Genomic DNA, 554 nt, shown 5'->3' with positions numbered 1-554 from the left:
CTGGCCGCGGCAGGGCTGTACGTGCAGGTCGGCCGCGGCGACGCAGGGGCCGAGGCGGCCGTCACCCGGCTCGTGGCCTCGCGCGGGCAGGACCTGCAGGTGCAGCTCGGCGTCGACGGCTGCCTGGCGGAGCTGCGGCGCTGGCAGGGGCGCCCGGACGAGGCGGCGGACCTGGCCCGGGCGGCGATCGACGACCTGGCCCGCTGCCACGGCGCGGACCAGATGGGCGTGGTCTGGCTGGCCGCGGTCGAGGTGGCCGCGCTCGCCGACGTCGCCGAGGAGGCCGCGCTGCGCCACGACGGCGCCCGCGTGGCGGCGCTGGCGGAGCGCGCACAGGCACGGCTCGACACGCTGGAGGCCTTCGTGCTCGAGCTGCTGGCAGCCCGGCCCGACGGGATGCACCGCCCGGGCCCCGAGGCGATGGCGTGGCTGGCCCGGGCGCGGGCCGAGGGGTCGCGGCTGCTGCCCCCGGCGGGCGGGACGGACCCGCACGCCGCCTGGCCCGAGGCCCTCGAGGCGTTCGGCTACGGCTACCCGTACGAGGACGCCCGGTG

General features: G+C 80.0%; 1 pseudogene. It reads left to right on the top strand.

What is annotated here, in order from left to right:
• A pseudogene (locus WCS02_RS21055) lies at positions 1–554 on the top strand (helix-turn-helix transcriptional regulator); the annotation flags it as partial.

Origin of the sequence: Aquipuribacter hungaricus (assembly GCF_037860755.1) — a bacterium.
In the GTDB taxonomy this organism is placed as follows: domain Bacteria; phylum Actinomycetota; class Actinomycetes; order Actinomycetales; family JBBAYJ01; genus Aquipuribacter; species Aquipuribacter hungaricus.
This window is presented reverse-complemented; position numbering and strand designations above follow the sequence as displayed.